21 protein-coding genes are annotated in these 22163 nt (G+C 50.3%); 9 read left to right on the top strand and 12 right to left on the bottom strand.

Annotated elements, in window-relative coordinates:
- Positions 1-2 precede the first annotated feature (2 nt).
- Genes AB1K62_RS00875 through AB1K62_RS00845 form a run of 7 tightly spaced genes read right to left on the bottom strand, consistent with a single transcriptional unit; the run spans position 3 to position 6654 of the window.
- The gene (locus tag AB1K62_RS00875; protein ID WP_367000489.1) at positions 3-1280 is read right to left on the bottom strand and encodes an RluA family pseudouridine synthase; all 1278 of its coding nucleotides are present in this window, start codon (positions 1278-1280) and stop codon (positions 3-5) included.
- Positions 1277-1654 carry a fluoride efflux transporter CrcB gene (gene crcB / locus AB1K62_RS00870; protein ID WP_367000487.1) on the bottom strand — a complete coding sequence of 126 codons (378 nt, stop codon included), beginning with the start codon at positions 1652-1654 and terminating at the stop codon, positions 1277-1279. The genes AB1K62_RS00875 and crcB overlap by 4 nt, the downstream gene beginning before the upstream one ends.
- Positions 1655-1663: 9 nt before the next feature.
- Positions 1664-1942 carry a ribbon-helix-helix domain-containing protein gene (locus AB1K62_RS00865; protein ID WP_367000486.1) on the bottom strand — a complete coding sequence of 93 codons (279 nt, stop codon included), beginning with the start codon at positions 1940-1942 and terminating at the stop codon, positions 1664-1666.
- A complete protein-coding gene (gene hemH / locus AB1K62_RS00860; RefSeq protein ID WP_367000484.1) occupies positions 1933-2931 on the bottom strand; it encodes a ferrochelatase in 999 nt (332 codons plus the stop codon). The genes AB1K62_RS00865 and hemH overlap by 10 nt, the downstream gene beginning before the upstream one ends.
- Before the next feature lie 5 nt (positions 2932-2936).
- The gene (locus AB1K62_RS00855; RefSeq protein WP_367000482.1) at positions 2937-5234 is read right to left on the bottom strand and encodes a molybdopterin cofactor-binding domain-containing protein; all 2298 of its coding nucleotides are present in this window, start codon (positions 5232-5234) and stop codon (positions 2937-2939) included.
- Positions 5224-5661 carry a CoA-binding protein gene (locus AB1K62_RS00850; RefSeq protein ID WP_367000480.1) on the bottom strand — a complete coding sequence of 146 codons (438 nt, stop codon included), beginning with the start codon at positions 5659-5661 and terminating at the stop codon, positions 5224-5226. Before AB1K62_RS00850 ends, AB1K62_RS00855 begins: the two co-directional genes overlap by 11 nt.
- A gap of 30 nt (positions 5662-5691) precedes the next feature.
- Positions 5692-6654, bottom strand: a complete 963-nt coding sequence (locus AB1K62_RS00845) for an Mrp/NBP35 family ATP-binding protein (protein ID WP_367000478.1) — start codon at positions 6652-6654, stop codon at positions 5692-5694.
- Positions 6655-6785: 131 nt separating this feature from the next.
- Here AB1K62_RS00845 and AB1K62_RS00840 point away from each other — a divergent pair, with 131 nt between their 5' ends.
- From AB1K62_RS00840 to AB1K62_RS00825, 4 genes are all read left to right on the top strand, one after another.
- Complete coding sequence (locus AB1K62_RS00840; protein WP_367001999.1) at positions 6786-7820, top strand: protease modulator HflK; 1035 nt, start codon at positions 6786-6788, stop codon at positions 7818-7820.
- Positions 7820-8671, top strand: a complete 852-nt coding sequence (locus AB1K62_RS00835; protein ID WP_367000476.1) for a protease modulator HflC — start codon at positions 7820-7822, stop codon at positions 8669-8671. The genes AB1K62_RS00840 and AB1K62_RS00835 overlap by 1 nt, the downstream gene beginning before the upstream one ends.
- A gap of 408 nt (positions 8672-9079) precedes the next feature.
- Positions 9080-10606 (top strand): DegQ family serine endoprotease, encoded by a 1527-nt coding sequence (locus AB1K62_RS00830; protein ID WP_367000474.1) that lies wholly within the window; start codon positions 9080-9082, stop codon positions 10604-10606.
- A gap of 126 nt (positions 10607-10732) precedes the next feature.
- Positions 10733-12313: a helicase HerA-like domain-containing protein gene (locus AB1K62_RS00825; protein ID WP_367000472.1), complete on the top strand. Its 1581-nt coding sequence runs from the start codon at positions 10733-10735 to the stop codon at positions 12311-12313.
- A gap of 45 nt (positions 12314-12358) precedes the next feature.
- Here AB1K62_RS00825 and AB1K62_RS00820 read toward each other — a convergent pair whose 3' ends face one another.
- Both AB1K62_RS00820 and queF read right to left on the bottom strand, forming a co-directional pair.
- On the bottom strand, positions 12359-12763 hold the full coding sequence (locus AB1K62_RS00820) for a thioesterase family protein (protein ID WP_367000471.1): 405 nt from the start codon (positions 12761-12763) through the stop codon (positions 12359-12361).
- Between the two features lie 121 nt (positions 12764-12884).
- A complete protein-coding gene (queF, locus tag AB1K62_RS00815) occupies positions 12885-13355 on the bottom strand; it encodes a preQ(1) synthase (protein WP_367000469.1) in 471 nt (156 codons plus the stop codon).
- A 104-nt stretch (positions 13356-13459) separates the two neighbouring features.
- Here queF and AB1K62_RS00810 point away from each other — a divergent pair, with 104 nt between their 5' ends.
- The 4 genes from AB1K62_RS00810 to AB1K62_RS00795 all read left to right on the top strand — a co-directional run bounded on the left by AB1K62_RS00810 (position 13460) and on the right by AB1K62_RS00795 (position 18454).
- A complete protein-coding gene (locus AB1K62_RS00810; protein ID WP_367000467.1) occupies positions 13460-14926 on the top strand; it encodes a hypothetical protein in 1467 nt (488 codons plus the stop codon).
- Positions 14927-15118: 192 nt separating this feature from the next.
- Complete coding sequence (gene sseA, locus AB1K62_RS00805; RefSeq protein WP_367000465.1) at positions 15119-15955, top strand: 3-mercaptopyruvate sulfurtransferase; 837 nt, start codon at positions 15119-15121, stop codon at positions 15953-15955.
- A gap of 4 nt (positions 15956-15959) precedes the next feature.
- A complete protein-coding gene (gene metC, locus AB1K62_RS00800; RefSeq protein WP_367000463.1) occupies positions 15960-17162 on the top strand; it encodes a cystathionine beta-lyase in 1203 nt (400 codons plus the stop codon).
- Complete coding sequence (locus tag AB1K62_RS00795; protein WP_367000461.1) at positions 17159-18454, top strand: mechanosensitive ion channel domain-containing protein; 1296 nt, start codon at positions 17159-17161, stop codon at positions 18452-18454. The genes metC and AB1K62_RS00795 overlap by 4 nt, the downstream gene beginning before the upstream one ends.
- Positions 18455-18458: 4 nt before the next feature.
- On the opposite strand, the gene AB1K62_RS00790 is transcribed toward AB1K62_RS00795, so the two are convergent.
- The gene (locus AB1K62_RS00790; RefSeq protein WP_367000459.1) at positions 18459-18827 is read right to left on the bottom strand and encodes a hypothetical protein; all 369 of its coding nucleotides are present in this window, start codon (positions 18825-18827) and stop codon (positions 18459-18461) included.
- A gap of 258 nt (positions 18828-19085) precedes the next feature.
- On the opposite strand from AB1K62_RS00790, the gene AB1K62_RS00785 reads away from it, so the two are divergent.
- The gene (locus tag AB1K62_RS00785) at positions 19086-19856 is read left to right on the top strand and encodes a TorF family putative porin (RefSeq protein ID WP_367000457.1); all 771 of its coding nucleotides are present in this window, start codon (positions 19086-19088) and stop codon (positions 19854-19856) included.
- Between the two features lie 148 nt (positions 19857-20004).
- On the opposite strand, the gene AB1K62_RS00780 is transcribed toward AB1K62_RS00785, so the two are convergent.
- Together AB1K62_RS00780 and AB1K62_RS00775 are read right to left on the bottom strand one after the other, a co-directional pair.
- Complete coding sequence (locus AB1K62_RS00780; protein ID WP_367000455.1) at positions 20005-21150, bottom strand: epoxide hydrolase family protein; 1146 nt, start codon at positions 21148-21150, stop codon at positions 20005-20007.
- Between the two features lie 112 nt (positions 21151-21262).
- Positions 21263-22132, bottom strand: a complete 870-nt coding sequence (locus tag AB1K62_RS00775; protein WP_367000453.1) for a 3-hydroxyacyl-CoA dehydrogenase NAD-binding domain-containing protein — start codon at positions 22130-22132, stop codon at positions 21263-21265.
- Positions 22133-22163: the final 31 nt, after the last annotated feature.

The raw sequence follows: 22163 nt of genomic DNA, 5'->3' as shown, positions 1-22163 counted from the left end.
ATTCACTTGCGCTTTTGTTTCACTTTATGTGGCAACGCCTTTTTGTGGGAGGCTTTTCCAGCATCTGCACGAGGTCGCTTCGATGGCTTGCCCGCCTTAACCGGCTTGCCTACATTTTCACCGCGCGCGCGGCGCTCTCCGCGTTTATCCTTACGTATTTGCTTGGCATGCGCGCGCCCCTGCTGTTTCCGCACGGCTTTGCCGCCGGGCTTTTTCTCATCCAGCGGCAAATCACCCAATGCAAGATCAAGGCCCAGATTTTCTATCGTATCGGCAAAATGATCCGGCAGGTCCGCCTTAACGTCTAGCTTGTGACCATCGGGATGCTCTATCCGCAAACGACGCGCATGCAGGTGCATTTTCCGGCTGATTGCTCCGGTCAGGAAAGCGTCTTTCCCGCCATATTTACCATCGCCCAATATCGGATGACCAATCGCCGCCATATGGACACGAAGCTGGTGCGTGCGTCCGGTGAATGGCTGTAACTCAACCCAGCAGGCGCGATTTCCCGCCCGTTCGATAATGCGATAGCGCGATTTGGCGGCTTGGCCGTTTTCTTCATCCACATGCATTTTCTCACCGCCCGAACCCGGTTGCTTTGACAGGGGCAAATCAATGATACCATCGGCAATATCGGGGACACCCATGACAATCGCCCAATAGACTTTCCGTGCCGTGCGACCGGAGAATCGCTTGGAGAAAAAAGAAGCCGCTCCGGGTGTGCGCGCCAGCAATATTACACCGCTGGTGTCCTTATCAAGCCTGTGCACCAGCTTGGGCCGCGATTTCGCATCATAGGTCAGTGCGTCGAGCAAGCCGTCAAGATGCGTGTTTGTTTTGCTACCACCCTGCGTCGCCAGCCCCGGTGGCTTGTTGACCACAATCGCGGCTTTATCCTTATGAATGACTAATTCTTGCGCGAAATCAATCTGGTCCTGTGATAAATCTGCGCGCGGTTTGGCAGCGCGCCCGGGCCGCTCAATTTCGGCGGGAGGGACGCGGATGATCTGACCGGCATTGATCCGGTCTCCGGGACTCACCCGTTTACCGTCCAGCCGTAATTGCCCGGTCCGCGACCAACGTGACACGACATTAAACGGCACATCTTCCATGTGGCGCTTGAACCAGCGGTCGAGGCGGATGTCATCGTCATCAGCTGAAACGGTGAACTGACGTACATCAAGAACTTTGAGCGCCTGCTTCTGATCTTTCAACTTTCCTTGGCCCTGCGGCTTTTCATCTTGGGAACCGCTTTCGGCAGTGGGATCGAATGTCGTCATGCTAATATCCTTACCGCTACCAAACCTGCAAATAGCGCAGCTACCGAACCGGCAACGGATAGCAATGCATAACCTAAAGCAATGCTCCAATTTCCACGTTCGATCATATTAAAAACTTCCAAACCAAAAGCCGAAAAGGTTGTAAACCCGCCCAACAAACCGACTCCAAGCAACAATCGCCATGGCTCATCGACAAAATCACTACGTGCCAGCACACCCGCTAACACGCCCATTAAAAACCCGCCCAGTAGATTGGCGAACAAAGTACCAAATGGAAAGCCCGGTCCAACCCAATGAAAAACCAGCCGCCCCAAATTATAACGTGCCGCCGCACCGACCGCGCCGCCAGCCATGACAAGAAGGGTTGCGTTCATGCAAATGCCTTAGTCGGATTGGGGTGATTTTCCAAGCATATCATGCACCAGCCACAGCCGAATTGCCGTTGCCAGCCCTGGTGGTTCGCTTGCATCCAGTCGTTGCACATCAATTTGCGCTACCAGCGCGTTTATCGGTAGCCCACGCTTTTCTGCAGAATTTTTGAGCAAGTCCCAGAATAATGGTTCTAGCGTGATAGATGTCTGATGTCCCGCAATCGTGATACTACGCTTCACCGGTGGATGGAATATTTCACTCTCGTCTAATATTATCCGGTCTAGATCCATCCTGACAATTCCCGCCGAACCAATGTGTCAAGCAGATTGATACCAATATCACTATCATTCAGACAAGGGATCAGGGCAAAATGCTCACCACCTGCGGCTTCGAAATCCTCCTTGCCCCGTATTCCCAGCTCTTCGCAGGTTTCCAGACAATCACTGCTAAAACCGGGCGCGAAAACCGCTACCTTTTTCTTGCCTTCCTGGGCCAGTTTTTCCAGCATCATATCCGTTGCCGGTTCAAGCCATTTTGCAGGGCCAAAGCGTGACTGGAACGTGATTATCAGTTCCCGCCCCATCGCTTGGGATAATAATCGTGCGGTCTTCTGGCAATGACAATGATAAGGATCACCCAGTTCCAACGTTCGCTTGGGCATGCCATGGAAGCTTGCAATGACAGCATCCGGTACAAAATCCAGGGCGCCCAGAGCAGCTTCCACACTGGATTTCAACGCGTCAATATAAGCGGTATCATCATGATATGGCGGCAACATACGGATCGCGGGCTGCCAGCGCATAGTCTTGAGCGCATCAAAAACAGCATCATGCACGCTGGCCGTTGTCGCTCCGCTATACTGCGGATAAAGCGGCGCAACCAAAATGCGTTCACAACCAGCATCCTTCATCGCCTGCAAGCGGCTGGAGATGCCGGGATTGCCATAACGCATCGCCCAGTCAATATGGACGGAATCGCCATATATCTCCGCCAAAGCCTCTGCCTGACGCCGCGTATATACAGCAAGCGGCGATCCTTCATCCGTCCAGATCAGGCTATAGGCATGAGCCGACTTTTTTGGGCGGGTGTTCAATATAATCCCGCGCAATATGGGTTGCCAGAGTATATCGGGTATTTCCACGACACGCTTGTCGGATAAAAATTCCTTCAAATACCGTTTAACTGCCTTTCTATCGGGTGCATCCGGTGTACCGAGATTGACCAGCAACAGGCCAGTCTTTCCGGTTTTCACCTCTGGATGTTGATCAGGCTTTTGCATACTCATCATGTTCCTGAAAATAACGGCAGTTGACGATAACGGGTGCCTGTTGCTGAATACAGGGCGTTGGCAATTGCTGGGGCAACAGCGGGAACGCCAATTTCCTCAACCCCTACAGGTTCTTCTTCGCTGCGGATAAACTCTACTTGTATTGCAGGAATTTCCGATAGTCCTGGCAAGGCAAGGTCGCTCAACCGCCGCGCGACGGCTATACCGCGGTTAAAACGGGTTGACGACCCCAGTGCCATGGCAAGGCCATAAATAATACCGCCTTCAATCTGTTGCCGGGCGATTTCGGGGTGGATAATCCGCCCGACATCGACGGTGGCCGAAATCCGGTTCACCTTCAATCCGCCTTCACCGCGCGCGGCGTTCACTATAACCGCGATATGGCCACCGCGCATGGAGTGACAGGCCAGCCCTTGACCGCTGTTATCCAGCCCCCCATCCCAACCCGCCATAGCGGCGACATCGGTTAAACAGCGCGCCAAACGCGGCCGATCCGACAATATTTGCATCCGGTAGGACAAGGGTTCGATTCCGGCTTTGGCGGCAAGCTCATCAATAAACGATTCAACGAAAAATGCATTGTAACTATGTGCATTGCTGCGCCAATTCCCGGTAGGTGCACCAATATAGGCCGGATGATGGTCTAGCGAGAAGTTCGCAATATTATAGTGCAAGTCCGCCCCTTCAACTGCCTTGGCATCTGCCTCGTCAATCGATGCTTGCATAGCAGTAATTTCATCCATACCGCGCACAACGCGTTTACTTTGCTCTCTCGCCGAAGCAGGGGCCGCGATTTTTATCTGTAATGCCTGAATTCGCCCTGCCTTATCTGTCGCAGCATCCAATCGGGCTAAAGCAGGAGCGCGGTAATGGTCGTGCATCATTTCCTCAGCCCGTGACCACATCAATTGCACGGGACGACGGATATTTTTGGCTATTATTGCCACTTGCGCGGCTATCTTACTATCGAGATTACGGCCAAAAGACCCACCTGCCAACATGGGATAAAGCGTTACATCATCCGTACTAATAGCAATCGCGTCGGCCGCTGCTCTTATTGCTGCCGATGGAGCCTGGGTAGCAAGCCAAAGCTCAAGATGCCCATCTTTATAATCAGCAGTCGCTGTTCGGGTTTCAATGGGGGCATGTAATGCAGCCTCCGCACGGTAGTGCGCCCGGATGTTCTGATGCGCGTCAAACGCTGGCTTTGTTTCACCCCGGCTAGCAAAACGCACACCTGCTCCTTCAGCCAACGCCTGCTCCAGTGTGGTATCCATTTTGTCGCTATCGGGCAACAAACCGATGGTTTCAAACATAGGGCTCATTTTATCGAGAGCATCATTGGCAGCCCACCAGTTGGTTGCAACGGCGGCAATCCACCGGTCATGCTTTACCACATCGACCAGACCGACAATCTTGCTCGCACCTTCCCGGTTAAAGGATTTAAGCCGCGTATCGCCAATTGGTCCCTGACGAATGGAGGCATAAACCATATCAGGCAAACGAATATCACCGGCAAAATTTGCCGAGCCATCAAGTTTTGCGGGCAGATCAAGCCGAGGAACATCCTGCCCCACCAGATTATTCACTGGGCTTGAACGCAACGGGACCGGATCGGGCAGTTCCTGCTCTAGCGCGTCCGCGATCAGTTCACCATAGCGTAGCTGTTTTTCACCATGGGAAATAAAGCCATTATCTGAAATACATGCTTCCCACGCAACATCCCATCTTGCGGCAGCAGCCTTAGTTAGCAAAACTCTCGCTGCGGCTCCGGCCTCCCGAAAACTAGTAGAGTAAGCAGGAATGGAGGTGGAATCGGCTGTGACGATGAAATTATTTCGTTTGGCAAAGTTTTGAGCGGCCCAACGTGCCCCATCTTCTTCGCTCCATTTTTCTGCGCCGGATGGTAAAAGAGTCTCAGCCCATTGCTGCGCCAACATTTCATTGGCGTATAGTGGATTGATCGGAGCAGGTTCGATAGCAATGGTTCGCCAGTCCGCACCTAGTTCGTCAGCCAGTATCTGTGGCAAAACTGTGTAGACGCCCTGCCCCATTTCGCTTTGCGGCACAACAACCGTAACCCGGCCCTCAGCAGCAATTTTAAGAAAGGCGCTGAATATCCGCTCATCTTCGGAAGCAGTGAGATTAGGCTCATACGTGCGCGGCCATATGGCCCAGGCTAATATCAGCCCCGTAGCCGCGCTACCGCCGATTAGAAAGTTTCGGCGGGTAAAGGCGTTTTTGGTTTTTCTGTTTGCTTCTGATCCGGAGCTAGTGACCGGCTCAGTGGGCATTGTCACTCTTCAGCAAACCTAGACGGGGGATCTCGATTTTTGGGCAGCGATCCATCACCACATCAAGACCTGCTTCCTCTGCGCGTTGTGCAGCAGGCCGGTTGATCACTTCCAACTGCATCCACACGGATTTTGCGCCGGCGGCAATGGCTTCGTCTACAACGCCACCAGCATCCTCCGAGTTGCGGAAAATATCAACCATATCAATCGACCCAGTGATAGCTTCCAGAGAGGGTTCAACGTCCTGACCATGCAATTGCTGACCAGCCAGCCCCGGATTAACCGGAATAACATCATAGCCCTGATCCAGTAGAAATTTAAGAATACGATTACTCGCACGCTCCGGCTTGGCAGAAGCACCAACAAGGGCAATGCGCTTTGTCTCGGTTAACAGACGGGTGATATCCTGATCAGTTTCCAGTGGCATCGCGCATTTCTCCTTTTGGTAGTGAACAATCTATTGGTTATCCAACCATGTCACCAGCTTTTTGGCAATATCATGAAATGCCTTACCCTGTAGATTGTCCAAGGCCGCCGAGGGCGTTCCACCATCGCTGGATTTGCGGATTTCAATATCCAGCGGCACACGTCCCATAAACGGCATATCCATGGTCTTGGCTGCTGCCTCTGCGCCACCAGCACCAAACGGATCGCTGACTTCGCCGCAATGTGGACAGATATAAGCTGCCATATTCTCGACCATACCTATGATCGGTATTTTTGCCTGTTCAAACAGATCAACCGCCCGTACCGCGTCCATCAAAGCCAGATCCTGCGGCGTCGAAACAATCAATGCCCCCACAGGCTTATGGTTTTGCATCATCGACAATTGCACATCACCGGTACCGGGCGGCATATCCACAATCAAATATTCGATGTCACCCCAGTGTGCATTGATCAGTTGATCCAGCGCCTTTCCCGCCATTGGCCCGCGCCAGGCAATCGCCTGACCAGGTTTCGCCAAATGACCCATGGACAAGACAGGAATATCATATTCGTTGGGCACCGGAATAAGCTGCTTGCCCTCTGCCTCCGGTCGTTTCCCTTCACAGTTCAGCAGGCGCGGCTGTGAAGGCCCGTATATATCGGCATCAACCATTCCAACCTTCAGGCCCAAGGCCTTTAGTGCGATGGCCAGATTTGTAGATAAAGTGGACTTGCCCACTCCGCCCTTTCCACTACCAACCGCAATCAAACGGCGTTGGACCTTTTCCGCAGTCATGGCCACATCGACTTTTTCGACACCGTCCAGCTCCAATAGCTTGCTTTTCACGGCAATCTCGATCTGTCCCCGCTCACGAACGTCCAGCCCGCTAACATTTAATATCAGGGAAACACGGCCATCATCAAAGCGAACGGCGCTGAATTTCCCGCCCGCAACTTCGTCGAGCGCAGCTTTAATCATAGAAATATCGGTCATTCATTTAACATAGTTGCACTTTTATCGGATTGACACTGTTTTTCTGACCATGAGCTACCTATAATGAAATTATGGATAAAAAATTTGATGGACAAGGATCCAAACACACAACTTTGGGTTCTATTTTTAACATGGCCAGCCCCTGGGGTAATGGTAGCGGTGATGGCGGCAAAGGCGGGGGGCCGCGCAATCCATGGGGTAGCCCGTCCGACGGGCCATCAGGTGGCCGTGGAAAAAGCGGCGCGTCGTCGCTCGAAGAGCTGTTCAAAAAAGGAAACGGCGGTGGTGGTTTCAGGGGCGGCATTCCCAAGCGCCCCGGCGGCCGTCCGTGGTGGCCCATCCTGCTCATCGGCTTTGTCATTTTATGGGTTCTTCTATCATCAATACATCGGATAAGCCCGCAGGAACGCGGCGTTGTGACATTCTTCGGTTCCTATTCCAGAACGATGCAGCCAGGATTGCACATGTCGCTGCCCACCCCGTTTGAGCAGGTCACAAAGCTGGATGTCGAGGAAATTCGTACAATAGATATTCCTTCTGGAGAATCGGAGAAACTTATCCTTACCGGAGACCAGAATATTGTTGATCTCGCTTATTCTGCGCGCTGGAATATCAAGTCTCCGGAATTATTTCTGTTCCGGATTGCTGATCAGGAAGAAACTATCAGCGAAGTGGCTGAATCCGCTATGCGCGAGGCTGTGGCAAATTTTACACTGGACGAAGCAATTGGTTCACAGCGGTCCGACATAGAACAGCAGGTTGCTGAAAAAATGCAGACATTGCTTGATGAATATGGAGCCGGTGTGCTGATCCGCGGTATCGCCATTAAAAAGGCTGATCCGCCAGCCGCAGTCAATGACGCTTTTAAAGAAGTGTCTGCCGCGCAACAGACTGCCCAGACCTATCTGAACGAAGCCCGCGCCTATGCTCAGCAGCTAACCGCGCAAGCACAAGGTGAGTCAGCTGCCTTCGACAAGGTTTATGAAGAATATCGACAGGCCCCGCGCGTGACCAAGCGGCGCATGTATTATGAAACAATGGAGCGCGTCTTGTCACAAGTGGATAAAACAATCATCGAGGCAGATGGCGTAACGCCCTATCTGCCGCTGCCGGAGATCAAAAAGCGCGCACAAGCTGCGTCCAATCAAGCTGTGGAGGCAAAATAATGGGTAATATTATGAAAAACCCCGTCGCACTTGCCATCATCGTTTTTGGATTGCTTTTGCTGTTGATCAACACGTTGATTATTGTGCCGGAAACAAGACAAGGCATTGTGGTCCGCTTTGGTGAACCAGTACGGATCATCAACCGTTATCAGGATGGTGTGCCCTATGGCAGCACAGGGGCTGGCCTACTAGCCAAATGGCCATTCATTGAACAGGTTGAATGGATCGACAAACGCATATTGGATGTCGAAATGGAGCAACAGCAAGTGCTCTCAACCGATCAGCTGCGCTTGCAGGTCGATGCATTCGCGCGCTTTCGCGTTGCTGATCCGCTGCGTATGTTTATCGCAGCCGGTAATGAGACGCGGGTTGCCGACGAACTTCGCCCAATTCTTGGCTCAGCCCTTCGAAACGAACTTGGCAAACGTCCGTTTGCCGCCCTGCTAAGCCCCGAACGTGGTCAGGTGATGGATAATATCCGCACAGGCCTTAACCGGGTTGCACGCCAATATGGTGCGGAAATTGTGGATGTTCGCATAAAACGCGCTGATCTACCGGATGGTACACCGCTGGAAAGTGCTTATCAACGCATGCGTACTGCGCGTGAACAGGAAGCACGCACTATCAAGGCACAGGGCGCTAAACAGGCGCAGATCATTCGCGCAGAAGCAGATGCGAACGCTGCGAAGACCTATGCCGAAAGTTTTGGCAAGGACCCGGATTTCTATGATTTTTATCGTGCTATGAAAAGTTATGAAACAACATTTCGTAGTAATCAGGATGGCGGTCCGACATCATCGTTCGTACTGTCCCCTGACAACGAATATCTGCGTCAGTTCCAAGGAAACTAAACGGTTATAGCGCCATCGGTATACTATTGAAATTATATTCAGATGGCGCTGATACTGGTTCGGATCAGATGACTGTAAATGATATATTTTCTACATAAGCCGGTTGACTTTTCAGGAAAAAATAACAGATTTTCTCTATCGTCTACATCTGTCATCATTTTCTGCAAAATATGATAATTTTTCGACGAATGAACGTTTCTTGGCTTGCGAAACAGGTTTATTACTACCAGATATTAGGCCGACGGCTCAAAAACGTTTACCTTGTAACTGATGATAAGGATTATCTGTGTTAATATTCAAATCCGGTTCATGAATTTTGCGCCACTTATTTATGGACTGGTATGAATTTGAATAGTTTTGATATCGGATGTTCGTTATCAATGCTTACTAATTGAGAGGAATATTATTGTGCGTTACGCTTACGGGATTTCAGCAGCCTTACTCTTAGCCGGCAGCGCTGCGACGCTAGCCGGAATTGGTTCCGCTGGTGCTCAGGTAGCTGCCAATGACAGCCAGGCCATGAGAGCTGCTGCGCCACGCGGTGCTCCAATGAGCTTTGCTAACCTGACCGAGCAACTACAGCCAGCGGTTGTCAATATTTCTACGAAGCAAAAGGTGCGGGTTAATACTAATCCTTTTGCTGGAACACCATTTGACGGATTATTCGGTAATCGCGGTGGTAGTGGTAACAGAACCCGTCAGGCGCAATCACTGGGTTCCGGCTTTATTATTTCTGCTGATGGCTACATCGTGACCAACAATCATGTTGTAGCCCCAGGCAACCGCAATGCAACGATTGAATCTATCACTGTCATTATGCCGGATCGCACCGAATATGAAGCAAAGCTGGTGGGTCGCGATGCTGCTTCCGATATTGCAGTGCTTAAAATTAACGCCAAAAAGCCCCTTCCTTTTGTGAAGTTTGGCGACAGCACAAGCGCACGGGTGGGTGATTGGGTTATTGCGATCGGCAATCCCTTCGGTCTAGGCGGTACAGTCACCACAGGGATCGTCTCTGCCATTCACCGCAATACCGGACAGGGCGGTGCCTATGACCGCTTCCTGCAAACCGATGCATCCATTAACCGTGGTAATAGCGGTGGCCCTATGTTCGATTTGAATGGGAATGTCATTGGTATTAACAACGCCATAATTTCACCAACTGGCGGCAATGTCGGCATCGGTTTTGCCATTCCTTCTGAAGTGGCCGTTCCCATCGTCAATACCCTGCGGAAAGGCGAAAAAATTGAACGCGGGTATCTTGGCGTCCAGATTAGTCCGCTTACAGAAGATCTTGCAGACTCTCTTGGTCTGGAAAAAAACCGGGGCGAGTTTGTTCATTCAGTAGTTCCGAATGAAAGCGCAGCTAAAGCCGGGATACAGGCCGGCGATGTTATTGTGGAAGTGGATGGCCGGGAAGTTACACCCGATCAAACCCTGTCCTATCTGGTAGCCAACCAACCAGTTGGTACGAATGTGAAAATCAAATTGCTCAGAAATGGCAAAGCTATCAATGTCACAGCCAGTCTCGGCGAACGTCCATCTGAAGAGGAACTGACCACCGGCAATTTTGATCCCGATGCCGAAGATCAGATGGGCACCGATGAAAATGGTGCCAGCGCAGAAGCAACAGCGGAAGCACTGGGCTTGTCGGTTGTTGATTTAACACCAGCTATTGCCCGTCAAATTGGAGTGCCATCAACGCAGCAAGGCGTGGTGGTTTCAACCGTCGACCCCAATAGCGATGCGGCGCAAAAAGGCATTAGGCGTGGCTTCATGATTACAAGCGTTAACCGCAGGCCGATTAATAGCGCTGAGGATTTAGATAAAGCTATAAGCACTGCAACCCGGTCCAACCGCGAAGCTGTCTTGTTACAGGTTAAGCGCGGCGCACGCGATGCGCGGTTTGTTGCAGTTCGTTTACGCAAGAAATAAACTGGCTGAAAGCAACCTTTATCAGGTAATGTAACTTTAAAAAAGCCAGTGCATCGCGCTGGCTTTTTAATTTGCTCAGCCTATCTTTTAATTTCAGTGGACAGCAACGAGTCGGGGATGGAAGATATGGAGCATGCAGAAGAAATATTTTTGGGTCTAGGCGGTGATAAACGTCAAAGCCTGAACCTTAAGCGCGCCAATCGCCACGGTCTTATTGCAGGTGCAACCGGAACTGGTAAAACCGTCACGCTGCAAGGCTTAGCTGAAAGTTTTTCTGCGAATGGCGTTCCGGTTTTCGTCGCAGATGTCAAAGGGGATCTCGCAGGCATTTCCATGGCTGGATCACCCACCTTCAAACATGCCGACAGCCTGGAAAAACGAGCCAAATTATTAGGAATGGATGATTACGCCTATTCTGATAACCCGGCAATATTCTGGGATCTTTATGGCAAACAAGGACATCCTGTTCGCACTACGATCAGCGAGATGGGGCCATTATTACTCGCGCGATTGATGAATCTGAACGACACTCAGGAAGGCGTGCTCAACATAGTCTTTCGCTATGCGGATGAAGAAGGTTTGCTTCTGCTCAATCTCGACGATCTACAATCCATGCTCGCCTATACGGCGGAAAATGCAAAAGAGCTTTCCGCCAAATATGGCAATGTCAGTAGAGCCAGTGTTGGGGCGATACAGCGTCAGGTTCTGCAACTGGATAGTCAGGGTGCGAGCCAGTTTTTTGGTGAACCTGCTTTAGAAATTGATGACTTCATCACCTGCGATGATCAGGGCCGGGGCTATATAAATGTTCTGGCTGCGGACCAGTTGATGCGAAGCCCGAAACTCTACGCAACTTTTCTGCTATGGCTGCTCTCAGAGCTATTTGAAACTCTTCCCGAAGTTGGTGACCCGGACAAACCAAAGCTCGTTTTCTTTTTTGACGAAGCCCATTTACTGTTTGATGATGCGCCCAAAGCTTTGGAAGACAAGATCGAGCAAGTTGTTCGCCTGATCCGATCCAAAGGGGTCGGCGTTTATTTCGTCACCCAGAACCCGGTAGATATTCCCGAAGAAATAGCAGGCCAGCTTGGCAATCGGGTGCAACATGCGCTGCGTGCCTATACGCCGCGCGACAAAAAAGCGATTAAAGCCGCAGCCGATACTTTCCGTATCAACCCCGATCTAGATGTAGAGGAAGCCATTTCGCAATTGCGGGTAGGTGAAGCGTTAGTCTCCACATTGATGGAAGACGGCGCCCCCTCTATCGTGGAGCGGACAATGATCAAGCCGCCACGCTCTCGTTTGGGACCACTAACCGCTAAAGAACGGGCGATCATAACGTCGATCTCTCCCTACGAAGGAAAATATGACGAAGAAGTAGACCGCGAATCCGCCGAAGAAGTTTTGCTCGCAAAAGCAGCCAATGCAGCGGAAGTAGCAAAGGAAATCGAAGCGACCAGCAAAGAAGAAGTGGCAAAAAAACCACGCAAAACCAAATCAATGTGGGAAAAAGCTACATCAGCCGCTACCAGAGCCGTAGTCAGTTCTGCCGCTCTCATCGTTGTATCAAAGATCACAGGCAAGAAATCACGAAGCAACCCGGCAGCCAGAGCAGCAAGTGCCGCCGCAGGTTCGATTGGTACCAGCCTGGGCGGTTCCATGCTGGGCAGCTTTGCTCGCAATATAATGGGTGGCCTGATGCGTTAATATTGCACATCTTGCGCGGGTTATAACCGCGAAACAAATGCCTTGTTACTTGGGGCCGGTACCAAAAAAATTAGCCGCAATGTCTTTTGCAATGCGCATCGGCCGTAATGTTTCAGCATCAACACAGCACCAACTCGACTGGACTTCGGCCAGAACATCTTCGCCACGCCGTATAATCGTACTGTAAAAAGCACGCGCGCCGTGGACTTTTTCCAGCAATACTTCGGCAATCACATCATCGTTCAAAAATGCGGGCTTCCGATAAGTTATCTCATGCTTCAAAGCTACCCACAAATGGGTCGCAACCGCTTCCGACGGGGCAATTTTCTGCCAGTGGGCAATCACTGCATCCTGAACCCAGGTCAGGTAATTGGCGTTATTTACATGGCCCATGAAATCGATATCATCGGGCTCAATAGCGATATTATGCTGATGGGGGATGCTGGTCATACTTTGATAATAAGGTCTACCGACCGCGATTCATAGGGGCGGAAAGAAAAAACACCATATTAATATGATAAATTACTATGTTCCAGCCAATAAAAATACCTGAATATATGAGAATTACGGATCAGCCGCGTCCCCGATAGGACGCAACCCCCTGATCCGGGACCCACAACCCTTTGGGCGGTTCTCCTGATTGCCAGAATACATCGATAGGAATACCACCTCGGGGATACCAATATCCACCAATACGCAACCATTTGGGTTTCATCTCGCTGTATAGCCGCTGCCCGATACCTACGGTGCAATCTTCATGAAAGGCGGCATGGTTGCGAAAAGATCCCAAAAATAATTTGAGCGACTTGGATTCCACGATGGTTTTATCCGGCGCATAGTCAAGTACCAGATGAGCGAAATCGGGCTGTCCGGTCACCGGACAAAGTGAAGTAAACTCCGGTACAGCAAGACGAGTCAGATACAGCCCATCTGTCCGCGGATTTGGCACATAATCCAAGACTGCTTCTTCAGGTGAGCCGGGTAATGCGCTATCTTGACCTAAAAATCGGGGGGCGCCGTCTAATATGTCTTTATCTGTCATGCAGATCATTTAATGCACGAGACGGCCTATGTCATCCCTGTAAGGATATTCATTTCCGGTTCAGTGGATAGAGCGAAATAAACAGATCAGGGTTCATAAATGCTATGACATTAGATAACATGGGACAAAAATTGCGCGTAAAAACGCTAGCATTGATGGTGGCTAGCGCGCTTTGCCTGCCTTCTGTTCAGGCTCAAACTGTGCCAGGACAAATGACCGATGGTAGTTTGCGCCAGTTACCTTCGGTTAGCGAATATTCCCTTCCACCGGGTGATAGCGGGAAACCGGCTGATAGTGTCGTTCAGGGACCGGTTGAAGAAAATAGTCCACCGCCCCGTCCAGCAATCCAACCTGATGGCGCGCAAACTACGTCGTCCGTTGTTAGGCCGGTACCCGTACCTCCCACACCAAGTACAACTACCAATCCACCTGACCAAGACCAAAGTCAACCGAGCCAAAACCTAGCTACGCCGCAGACAACCTCTGTAGATAATGAGTTGCCAGAAACGGTGGTCAGGCCAATGCAGAGCGCCCCATCCTCGGATAGAGAGCAACCACAACCCGAGGCAACGACCGGTCAGCCTAGCCCAATCCCGTCTGATGACCAATCTACTGGCCAATCCCCAACTACTGGTCAATCAATAGCCGACAATGCGCCAGAAACAGCATCCCTTGAAGATTCTCAGACAAATGGTTTTGGCACCAATCGCCTCTTTTATTTTAGTGGGGCTTTAATCTTTATATTGCTCGCCGCATTGGGGCTTTATTTCTGGCGGAGCAAGAATTCCGTGCCTCATTCCCGAGGAGCGGTGTTGAAGAACTCCGCTTCTGCGCCTGATAAAAAACCGGCATCTGAACCGCGCAAACCGGCACCAAAAATATATTCCCCGCCCAATCCGGCAGAAACCCGAAAACCAGCAAAGTCTAGCTCGGCTTCATCCGACGGGTTTATCACGTCCAAAATTAGCGCCAGTTCTGACAGGAAATTGGCACCAAGGACGATACCTCCCGTAGCTCGCCCAATCCCGCAGGCTCCGTCTCCTCAGTCAGTAATTAAGCAAACAAACCTTGCAGAAGAGACATCGCTCGCTGACAATTTACAAATCGACTTTACTGCCGACGGAGCATCCTGCACTTTGCTGAATGCGGTGTTGAACTACACTATCAAGCTGACCAACATATCGGATCAGGATTTGACCGATATCCGCCTGTCAGGTGCAATGGTGCAGGCGGAGACAGAAAATATCCGGCATAGCACTACGCAATCGGGGGAGATATTGCACAATATTGAAACGCTGTCTGCCGGTGATACTGTAACTCTTAGCGGTGATATCCGCACACCATTACATGCCATCCACCCCATTACTTTCAGAAACCAGGCTCTTTTCATTCCCTTGGTCCATTTTTACACCGTATATAAAGATAGCACAAGCTCACCGCATCAACTGCGCTCGTCCTTCATTATAGGCCAGGAGTATGAACCACCACGCACCAAAATGGCACCCTTTCGGCTTGATCAGGGACCGCGTAATTTTGGCCCTGTTGGAGAACGCCTATTGTTGTCTAGCTAATTCCTTGAGATCCACCTTGCCAACAGAAAAGTGATTTCTTCCAAACATCACATAAGCGGTGGATTTGGCGAGCAATGCAATATAGTTTCAACCACTTGAGCACGAATCGATATTGATCGTTATAAGTGATCGACAATGATTGGCATTTTGAAGCAGAGAGGCTGATCTCTCCGCTGGCACAAGGAGCATATAATGGAACTGCTGGTAACAACCGATTGGCTTGCTAACGAACTGGGCGCGTCGGATTTGCGTATAGTTGATGCCACGAAATTCATGCCCGATGCCGGACGCGATCCGGCAGCAGAATATGAAGCGGGGCACATTCCTGGCGCGGTATTTATGGATCTAAGTGAATTGACCGATAGCAGTAGCTCGGTTGAAAATATGCTTCCTCCTCCCGAGAAATTTGCCAGCCGTATGCAATCCCTTGGTCTTGGTGATGGTAGCCGCATTGTCATTTATGATGATAGCCCGCTAAAAAGCGCCGCGCGTGCTTGGTGGATGCTAACTATCTTTGGCGCACATGAAGTTGCGATACTCGACGGTGGCCTTGCCAAATGGAAAGCAGAAGGCCGTCCACTGGAAACCGGAAAAGAAGCACTTCGACACCGGCATTTCACTGTGTGGAAAGACGACAAGGATGTCCGCACAAAAGCTGATATGCTCGCCAATCTGCATAGCAAAAACGAACAGGTGGTTGACGCACGCCCCGCTGACCGTTTTTCGGGCACGGCAGAAGAAACGCGGCCTGGCCTTAAAGCCGGCCATATTCCGGGCTCTGTAAATATCCCGCACAGCACGTTGTTCAATGCCGATGGTACATGGAAAAATGCTGACGAGATCAAATCCGTATTCGATGATGCCGGTGTTGACCTAGACAAACCGCTCGTAACGACCTGTGGTTCCGGTATTACCGCAGCAGTGGTTTTATTTGCAGCAGTTTTGGCAGGTGCCAATAAAACTGCCCTATATGATGGCAGTTGGGCCGAGTGGGGTGCGGACGCAGATACACCCAAAGCTACCGGCTGAAAAATTGTCCGATAACCAGGACCCGTCCGGCAATAAACCGGCGACACAGGCAGTTACCAGCGGCAGACACAAAAAATGGACTGGCGCTGTAGTCAATCCACCTGTCTGGCGTGCCAGCACGCATCTTTATGACAGCGTAGCAGATTTGCGTGGGGGCCTATCGGCCAATGAAGATGGACACTTTTTTTATGGCCGGCGTGGTTCCCCTACACAATGGTCTCTGGCCGCAGCTCTTACAGAAATGGAACCGGGCGCGGCTGGAACCATGCTCTACCCTTCAGGTGTTTCAGCTATCGCCTGTGCAATGCTGGCGGTCCTTAAACCGGGCGACGAAATATTATTAACCGACAATAGCTATGACCCCAGTCGCAGTTATGCGGACGCGTTCCTGAAACGCATGGGCATAACTGCGCGATATTATGACCCCATGATAGGGGCAGACATCCAGTCGCTGTTCACCGAGCAGACCAAAGCGATATTGCTTGAAAACCCGGGAAGCCTGACTTTTGAGGTGCAGGATGTTCCGGCCATATGCAGTGCTGCGAAACAGGCCGGTATTGCAACGCTTCTGGACAACACCTGGGCAACATCACGGTTTTTTCCGGCGCTTCATTATGGTGTTGATATATCTATTGTCGCTGCGACCAAATATATTGTCGGCCACAGCGACGTGATGATGGGCGCAGCGACTACCCACGATAAATATTGGACACGGCTACGCCGTACGGCTCAACAATTGGGTCAGGTCGTTTCTCCTGATGACGCCTATCTTGCAGCACGCGGATTAAGGACTCTGGAAGTCCGGCTCAAACAGCATGAAAAATCGGCTCTGGCAGTGGCGCAATGGCTAAAAACCCGCCCCGAAGTCGGAAAAGTCCTGCACCCCGCCCTGTCTGATTGTCCTGGTCATGATATCTGGAAACGTGATTTCAACGGATCATCCGGTCTATTTTCGTTCGAGCTTACAAAAGGTAACGAACAATCCCGCGCAGCCTTTATCGATGCACTGGCCTTATTTGGTATAGGTTATAGTTGGGGTGGTTATGAAAGCCTCGCTCTGCCCGTTGATCCCGGCAAACACCGCACTGCGACCGATTGGACCATGAAAGGCGCATTGGTGCGGCTTCATATTGGACTGGAAGATCCTGATGATTTGATAGCGGACCTTGCCAAAGGGTTTGAGCAGTTTAGCATAGCGTCATCATGATGCAGAATATTATCGCCTCCATCAAAAATCTTGTACCCGATACATCGCAAGATTTGCAAGTTATCGAGAGCGGGACGGCTACCGGACTGGTAATATTCGCACTGATCGCGGGTTGGTTGCTTAGCAAATATATCGGCCCAAAGTTACGAAATATCTGGGAAACGCGCGCCGGTTATGAGAGTGAACTCGCCGGACGACGTATCCGTGACATGATCCGACGCACGACCACCTTCATATTATGTGGTTTTTTTCTTTCAATTTGGGATTGGTCGCTCATCCCTCAAGTCATCTTTGGTCTCACCATTGCAATCACACTGGGCCTATTTACCAATGACCTGATCCGTGGTGTACGGATGCCAGACTGGCTTGGCACAGTCATGGGTATTACGGTTTTTTTATCCAGCGCCCTTGGTCTGATCGGGAATTTTGATCGTATCACTCTGGCATTGGACCGTGTTGGGTTCAATGTTGGCACCAACCGTATCTCGCTCCTCACTATTGTCACGATAATCATGACCGCAGTTATTCTGCTAGCTGTAGCGCGCGTTTCGATGAAAATGATTAGTCATGTCATTTCTAATAGCCAGCTAGACGGCGCTCAAAAAGTGCTCGGACAAAAGCTCGCCACTGTCGCCATCCTGGGCGTGGCTTTCATGCTCGGACTCGATGTTCTTGGTATTGACCTTACCGCATTGGCCGTTTTCTCTGGTGCATTTGGTTTGGCGGTTGGTTTCGGGATGCAAAAAACCATCGGTAATCTTATTGCCGGTATTATCCTGCTTATGGACCGGTCAATTAAGCCGGGCGACATCATCGCGGTCGGTGACAGTTTCGGTTGGGTCAACAAAATCGGTGTTCGGGCTGTCTCCATCCTGACCCGTCAGGGGAAAGAACATTTGATCCCCAATGAAAATCTTATGACGCAAGAAGTCGAGAACTGGTCCTATTCCAACAAAAATATTCGGATCAGCATACCGGTTGGCGTATCATACAATAGCGATATGGATCAGGTCATGGAATTGATGGAACAAGCCTGCGTCGATGTCCCCCGTATTCTGAACAATCCCAAACCCGTCGTTCGTATGGTGGAGTTTGGCGAGAGTAGCGTCAATTTTGAAATAAGATGCTGGATCAATGATCCCCAATCAGGGGTAGGTAATTTCAAGTCTGCCGTGCTCAAACGTGTTTGGGATTTATTCAAGGAACATAAAGTCGAGCTACCCTTCCCTCAGCGCGATGTGCATATCAAATCGCTACCTGAAAAAGGCGAACTTCAAATTTCTCCTGAATGAATATTTATTTTTGCAGCAGCTCGAGAGTCCGGCGTCCCGACATTTGGATTTCATGCATCAGTCGCTGAGCTGCATAATCACTTCGCCCGCTGCCAACATTATTTACCTGTAGCAAAGCCTTCGCGCCAATACGCGCCATTACCGCTAGATCATCACACCCCTGGTCAAACCGCCTCCGCGTCATCGAGAAACTATGGCGATAGGCCGTTTCCATCACATCAGGATCAGCCAGAACGAATGACGGCGTTGCCGATGAACCAGCCATATTCGCGACCCAGCAAGCTACAGATTCAACTGCTTTCAACCGGGCAAAACTTTCTGCAAAAGCATCATCCCCGTTATTATTACGTTTGATAGAATCAATTTTCGACATGTTTCCCAAGATATAGCTTTATGGTTAACAAAGTTTATACGCAGGGAAACTCCGGTTTCGTTAACCGGATGTGGCATGATTATCACATTATAGCAGTATGTTACTTTAGCTGTTATTTTTTTGTTGTGCAGCGCAGCAAGATAAGGCAGTTTTCTTTACATGTTTTGAGATTGTCTGCCGCTGGCGGCGCTAGCGCAAAAAAGACAACCGAAACACCATCCAGGAGGGACGATACGCATCAACCAGAAAGGGAATCCTATGCGCACGTCCATTATAACCACATACTTCAAAAATGCCCAAACCGGTATATTCGGTTTTTCGGCCATATTACTGGCATCTATAGCACCGCCTGCCCTTGCCCAAGAAGGCAGCGGTATAACTATATCTGGCAATGCCACATTAACCTCTGATTATCGCTTTCGCGGCCTGTCTTTATCCGATGGCGACATCGCTGCTCAGGGCGGTATAGATGTTGCTCATCAAAGCGGATTTTATGTCGGCGCATGGGCTTCTTCTATTGAAGATAGCCCCACCTTTGGTCACACTGAACTTGACCTTTATGCGGGGTGGACAGGAGAAGTCATGTCCGGACTGAACCTTGATGCAGGGCTGCTTTATTATGTTTATCCGAATGGACAAGGAGGCGCAGCCGGACCAAGTGACTATTTTGAACCCTATGCTTCGGTTTCCACAACTTTGGGTCCGGTTCAACTCGCATCAGGTATCGCTTATGCTTGGAAACAAAACAGCCTTGGCAACCGTGACAATGTCTATATTTATACAGGAATTTCCGGCGGTATTCCCAATACACCGGTTTCACTTAACGCCAGTATTGGCATAAATGATGGTTCATTGGGTAATCCGGTTGGCGTTATCGGTGACAACAATTATATCGACTGGAAACTTGGTGCCGACTGGGCAGTGACCAAAAACCTGACGGCCAGCGTGGCATATATTGATACAGATGCACCATCGGTCAATAATTTTACCGATAGTGCCGTGGTGTTTAGCTTGGGTGTAGCCTTTTAAATCCTCACGGATTTAAATTTAAATGATATTCCTTACGATTGAAAAAGCCGCCCGAGGATATGGGCGGCTTTTTTACTGTCAGTAATAACAGCAGCCAGATTTGATCAACTGCCATCAGTCGACCACTAACCAACGCCAGTATCTGGCGTTACAGGTTCATGCTACCAAAACAGCTACGCACTTCCTCAACAAAAATATCCGGGACTTCCATTGCCGCGAAATGACCACCTTGTTCCGGTTCACTCCAATATTGTAAATTTTTGAACCTTTGCTCTGCCCATCGGCGTGATGGAGTCATAATCTCATCCGGAAATATGCTGCATCCGGTTGGCAGACTAACCGGATCAATATTGGGATTACCAAAACTCTCCCGGTACAAACGGGCAGAAGAAGTGCCTGCGTTATTCAACCAGTATATCATGACATTATCCAGCAGATGATCACGATCAAAACTGTCATCAGGCGTAATTGCGCCATCGGCCCATCCCTGAAACTTTTCAACTATCCACGCCATTTGCCCTACCGGAGAATCGGCAAGGCCATAGCCTAATGTCTGCGGCTTGGTGCGCTGAATCTCTGCATAGCCGCCGCCTTGTGTCTGATAATACGCAAACCGTTCAAACGCCGCCTGCTCCTGCGGTGTCGGATTTTTCAGCAACTCTTCAGAAGGCGAACCGACAACCACAAGGTTGATATGAATCGCCGCGCAATGGCCCAGATTCTGGACACCAATGGCAGACGTCACTATCGCACCCCAATCACCGCCTTGTGCAAAATAGCGGTCATAGCCTAGCCGCGTCATCAATATATCCCAAGCTCCGGCAATTTTTTCTGCACCCCAACCAGTCTCAACAGGTTTGCCTGAAAAACCGAAACCGGGAAGCGAGGGAACAACCAGATGAAATGCGTCCTTAGCTTCTCCACCATGTGCGACAGGGTCAGTCAGCGGGCCGATAACATCCATAAATTCAATTATCGAACCCGGCCAGCCATGCGTCAGGATGAGCGGGCGGGCCGTTGTTTCGGGCGAGCGGATATGCATGAAGTGAATATCCAAACCATTGATCTCTGTCATATGGTGTGAATATTTGTTGAGCAGAGCTTCGCAACGGCGCCAGTCGTATGACTGGCGCCAATATTCGGCAACCTGCTCCACATAAGCCAGCGGTATGCCCTGGCTCCAATTGTCCACAGGCTCTTTCTCGGGAAATCGAGTCATTGCGAGGCGCGTTTTCAGATCGTCCAATGCCGTTTGTGGAATATCAATTCTGAAATCCCTGACCATATCGCTCATTACATTCTCTCCCAGTTGATCCGGCTTTTTTCGCCAGCTTATATGGACAATCTACATTCCTGAGCTGCATTGCCAATCCAAATTGCGCGATTACACTGCTGATATTGCCCACTTACATAGTTGGCGTTGGCGTTTCTCCCGAATAGTCATAAAAACCTTTCCCGGTTTTGCGACCTAACCAACCTGCTTCGACATATTTTAACAAGATCGGAGCCGGGCGATATTTCGGATCACCGAAGTCATTTTGCAGCACCCTCAAGATTTCTAACAGTGTATCAAGCCCGATCATATCTGCCAGAGTGATCGGCCCCATCGGGTGACCAAGACCAAGTTGAACCCCGCGATCAATATCTTCCATAGAAGCAGTGCCTTCACCCAATGCAAAAAAGGCCTCGTTTAACATGGGAAGCAGAATCCGGTTTACGACGAAACATGGCGAATCTTTCGCTAGCACGGCCTGTTTACCTACTGCTTTTACATATTCGTTCGCCATGGCCACGCTTTGGTCACTGGTCGCTAAACCGCGAATAATTTCGACCAACCCCATCAACGGAACCGGATTGAAAAAATGAACCCCTATAAAACGGGACGGATCTTTGACAGCCTGTGCCAGCCGCGTGATAGATATAGAAGACGTATTGGTCGCCAAGAGCGCCTGATGCCCGAGAATCTCAGATGCAGCTCCAAAAATCTGACGTTTTACATCTTCACGTTCCGTTGCGGCTTCGATGATAATATCCGCATCTGCCATTGGATCTAACGTGCCGATTGTTTCAATCCGGTCTAGCGCGGTCTGAGCGGCCTGTTGCTCAATTTTTTCTTTATCGACCAGACGATGCAATTGTTTAGCAATACCGGCTTTGCTCTTCTCGGCAATCTCCTGATTCATATCCGACAGATAAACATGATAGCCCGCTTGCGCGGAGACTTGTGCTATGCCAGCACCCATTTGTCCTGATCCGATGATACCGATTGATTTCATTACTATCCCTTTTAATTGTCGTTACCTGGCT

The organism is Parasphingorhabdus sp. JC815 (assembly GCF_040717415.1).
Lineage (GTDB): Bacteria > Pseudomonadota > Alphaproteobacteria > Sphingomonadales > Sphingomonadaceae > Parasphingorhabdus.
Note: the sequence above shows the minus strand (reverse complement) of the source record. Positions and strands in the feature narration are given on the sequence as shown.